Source organism: Ruminococcus callidus ATCC 27760 (genome assembly GCF_000468015.1).
Lineage (GTDB): Bacteria > Bacillota > Clostridia > Oscillospirales > Ruminococcaceae > Ruminococcus_C > Ruminococcus_C callidus.
In genome coordinates this window covers 1-3,158 of the sequence record NZ_KI260365.1, presented here as the reverse complement: position 1 = coordinate 3,158, position 3,158 = coordinate 1, and the positions used below count along the sequence as shown (strand labels likewise).

At 49.5% G+C, this 3,158-nt stretch carries 4 protein-coding genes and 1 pseudogene; all 5 read right to left on the bottom strand.

The genetic code is table 11. From position 1 onward, the window contains the following. Nucleotides 1–342 precede the first annotated feature (342 nt). On the bottom strand, nt 343–840 hold the full coding sequence (locus RUMCAL_RS05905; protein ID WP_021681734.1) for a hypothetical protein: 498 nt from the start codon (nt 838–840) through the stop codon (nt 343–345). Between the two features lie 272 nt (nt 841–1,112). Next, nucleotides 1,113–1,460: a DUF3846 domain-containing protein gene (locus tag RUMCAL_RS05900; protein WP_021681733.1), complete on the bottom strand. Its 348-nt coding sequence runs from the start codon at nt 1,458–1,460 to the stop codon at nt 1,113–1,115. Continuing rightward, complete coding sequence (locus tag RUMCAL_RS15005) at nt 1,461–1,724, bottom strand: hypothetical protein (RefSeq protein ID WP_021681732.1); 264 nt, start codon at nt 1,722–1,724, stop codon at nt 1,461–1,463. 1 nt (nt 1,725) lies between these two features. Then, nucleotides 1,726–2,187 (bottom strand): gamma-glutamylcyclotransferase family protein, encoded by a 462-nt coding sequence (locus RUMCAL_RS05890; RefSeq protein ID WP_021681731.1) that lies wholly within the window; start codon nt 2,185–2,187, stop codon nt 1,726–1,728. A 107-nt stretch (nt 2,188–2,294) separates the two neighbouring features. Further along, nucleotides 2,295–3,158 (bottom strand): annotated as a pseudogene (locus RUMCAL_RS05885) (amidoligase family protein); the annotation flags it as partial.

Below are 3,158 nucleotides of genomic sequence, written 5' to 3'. Positions count from 1 at the left end.
CCGTATGCTACCATTGTGTTTTTCCTCCGTTTTTTTGGTTGTTGTCTCGGCTGTCGCCTCGGTCGGTGCTTCTGCTTCGCAGAGGTGTCCACCGGACACCCGCACCCCTTTCGGTAACTGTATATTACCATACCTTTCGGCGTATAGCAAGCGGCTAAAGTACCAGAATATACAGCTATATCCGAGCGAGGTATTTGTGTAATATACACCAAGGAAAAACGGAGTCGCCACGTTCGCACGTGTGGGCTTGCAGCTGCAAAGCGATAGTTTTCCGCAGCACAAGCAAAAGCCCCACACGCCGAAACGTAGAGGCTTTTACGGGCAAATCGGTAGGCATTCAGTTTAGCCTTTCAACTCTTTTTCTGTCAAAATGCGGTAGTTTTTATCCTGCCAAAAGCTGACGGTCACGTAGTAGGAAACCTCGCATTCGGATTCATAAAATTCGTCATTCTCCTCATCGTACTCTTCGTAGGATTCCAACTCGGTGAAGGCAGCCACATCTTGCTGCTCCAGTCCCTCGCCAAACCCATCTGCCCACTGTCCGGTCAAATAACTTTTCAACTGTTCCGTGTCGGTTTCGTTCCAGTCATCCGCCACTGTGCAATTTGCAACGCCGTAAAGCTCGTGGTTGTAAATTTCAACGGAAACATGAATCCGTTTCAGCTTTTTATAGTAGCTGTCGCCGTTGCGAGCATCGGCATACTTCGCCAAATCGCCGTCATCGTATTCGGCTACTGCCTCTGCAATTTCATCTGCGTAGGACATGGCATCCACCAAAAACTCCGTTTCATTCGATGCAGCGACAACCTTCAGCGTGTTGTAAATCTTGATTTCCTTCATGATAAGTTCCTCCAAAAAATCGTAATTCGGTCGGCTTTGCCGTTCCGTTGTGTCACATAATAACTCTTTTTCGGAGACTTATCAAGCGGCTAAAGTACCAGAATATACAGCCATATCCGTGCGAGATATTTGTGTATGATACACCAAGAAAAAACGGAATCGCCACGTTCGCACGTGTTGGCTTGCAGATGCAAAGCGATAGTTTTCCGCAGTACAAGCAAAAGCCCCACACGCCGAAACGTGGAGGCTTTTGTGGGCAAGGAATCGAAAAATCAGTCGATAACGTGAATGCTGCCGTTCTCGTCAATCCGAATGGGAGGATATCGGAAATAATTCCGGTATTTTTCCGCTAGTTCCGGCGATAGGTCGGTAAATTCCGCACCATCAACTCCGCAGATGAAAAACGTACCCTTGATGACATCGTTGCATTCCGGTATCAATCGATTCCATTCCGTATCACTTTTTAATTTTGATTCCTCATCGCAAACAATCGCCACCTTGTCCGCAAATGGACAGATGGCTTCGATATGACCGCCGACTATCTCTTGCATGGATTTCAAAGAGCCGTCAATCTCGGCAACATGGGGACATTTCCTTGGCTCAATTATCAAAACACGCATTTACTTTTCCTCCCCAGAATCCGTATGGCGACCGAGCTTGAGGCAGGATTCTGCCCGAAAGCGAAGGAGTGTCGCACCAAGATTGGACTGCGGCCTATGGATAATCGACAGGATTTTTTCCTGTTCCTCCGGCGAAATCCCGATGCTTTGCAGCGACTGCCTGATACCACAATCCGAGCAGATTTCCGTTTTGTCATCGGTTCTGGAAAGTGCCGGATGTCCGGTGTAGGGATTTCCGCAAATTGGGCAAATCTTTTTCTCCATCTTACTGCACCACCTTTCGGCTGGCATCCATCGCATCCAGCAAATATTGCAAATCAAAACCGAAGTCACGGTATCCCGTACCGCAAGTTTGGAGATATGAGGTACTCGGCAATCCTAACTTTCGTTCCTCGTGCATGATGTAGGCAAACGCCGTCAGCTTGCAGATTTTTCTGCTTTCCGATTGTTTCACGTCCAGCGAAAAACCTTTCTTGTAGTAGAAATCCGGAAAGCCCTCGTATCGGTCAAGATTCCGTTCATCTCGTGCCGAAACAGCCCAGACTGCCACAGGCACTCGACTGCCGGAATGCGGTTCGATGGTGAGGTAGTTGCCGGATTTGCTGCCCTTGAACAGCAGCCGATAATCGGGAATGAATGCCGTCCCGATGATTACTGCATCCGGACAACGCATCCGCATTTGCCGAACGTTGAGATTCGAACCGTAGGCGATGTAAAATCGTTTCATAGAAAAAATCCTTTCCGAAAGGCTTTGTTTTTGCCGCTAGAGGCTTACCCTTCTACCACCACAAGACCGCCGAAGCGGTCGAATGGGGAGGCATAAGGCTATGTCTCTTAGTTGCCAAATCTCCATGCGGAGTTTCCGGAGAGGTTTTTGGTGAGAAAGTTTCTGGCGGTGGCGAATTCCTCGCCAACTAATCCCAGCCGAATCAGCCATGTTCGCATGGCGAATTTCGGATTCTCGTGCTGCTGGGGTTTTGGGCTTGCCGTTCGCAGCTCCTTTGCAAGTTCCGAAAGTGCCAAGCAAAGCTGAATGTAACTTTTCAATTGCCCGGCGTGCAAGCCATTCTTTTTACCGTTTTCCGGTCGGTCGAATTGGAACAATCGGAACTCAATCGTACCTTTGGTAAAGGTCGCATGGTAGTTTAACATATGGTATCGGCTGTTGTTGTAGTGTTGATTTCTGCCGCAATCCTGTCCTTGCGAGGTGTACCAGATGTCGGCGAATTGTGCCATCGTGCGAGGTCTTTTCCGATTGACTTGCTCCAAAAAGTTCGGGTCAATCGTTCGGCAATAATGTCGCTCCGATTGGTATCGAGTTTCAAAGCCTCGGCAAGCAAGGATTCGTGGCTTGCCATGATGTTGGCGAGGTTTCGCAGGGTTTGCGGTGTGTGCCCATTCGCTCCGATGTGGATGTGAACGCCTGCACCAACTCCGGCGTGGGAAATTGCTCCGGCTTTCCGCAATCGGCGTACCAGTTCCTGCAAGATTTCAATGTCCTCGTAGTGCAGAATCGGCGTTACCAGTTCGCACTTTTCGCTGTCCGCTCCGGCAATGCTGACGTCCCTTTGGAATTTCCACTCCCTGCCTAAGTCATCCCAAGCCGACCAAGTGTAGTAGCCGTTTCGGCGTGCTGTATCCTCGTAGCGTCCCGTTCCGAAAAAGTCGGCTGCGAGCTTTGCAGCGTTCTTTCTGGTG